The sequence below is a fragment of the Mesorhizobium sp. M1078 genome, assembly GCF_040318615.1.
Classification (GTDB): Bacteria; Pseudomonadota; Alphaproteobacteria; order Rhizobiales; family Rhizobiaceae; genus Mesorhizobium.
This window is the reverse complement of record NZ_JAMYMP010000104.1, coordinates 1-548: the sequence shown is the minus strand read 5'-3', so window position 1 is coordinate 548 and position 548 is coordinate 1. Positions and strand designations below refer to the sequence as shown.

The following is a 548-nucleotide window of genomic DNA, read 5'->3' as shown; positions in this document are numbered from 1 at the left end:
ATCCCGACGCCGGTTCGTCCGCTGGACAAGCCGTTCCTGATGCCGATCGAAGACGTGTTCTCGATCTCGGGCCGTGGCACGGTCGTGACCGGCCGCGTCGAGCGCGGCATCGTCAAGGTCGGCGAGGAACTGGAAATCATCGGCATCCGTCCGACGACCAAGACGACCTGCACGGGCGTCGAGATGTTCCGCAAGCTGCTCGATCAGGGCCAGGCCGGCGACAACATCGGCGCGCTGCTGCGCGGCGTTGATCGTGAAGGCGTCGAGCGCGGCCAGGTTCTGGCCAAGCCCGGTACGGTGAAGCCGCACAAGAAGTTCGTGGCCGAAGCCTACATCCTGACCAAGGACGAAGGTGGCCGTCACACGCCGTTCTTCACCAACTACCGTCCGCAGTTCTACTTCCGCACGACCGACGTGACCGGCATCGTGTCGCTGCCGGAAGGCACGGAAATGGTTATGCCCGGCGACAACATCACGGTCGATGTCGAGCTGATCGTGCCGATCGCCATGGAAGAGAAGCTGCGCTTCGCCATCCGTGAAGGCGGCCG

The 548-nt window shown here is 64.1% G+C and carries 1 protein-coding gene; it reads left to right on the top strand.

Annotated features, from left to right (window positions below):
- The coding region (locus NKH38_RS33300) for an EF-Tu C-terminal domain-related protein (RefSeq protein ID WP_352765760.1) at positions 1 to 548 on the top strand (548 nt) is incomplete at both ends.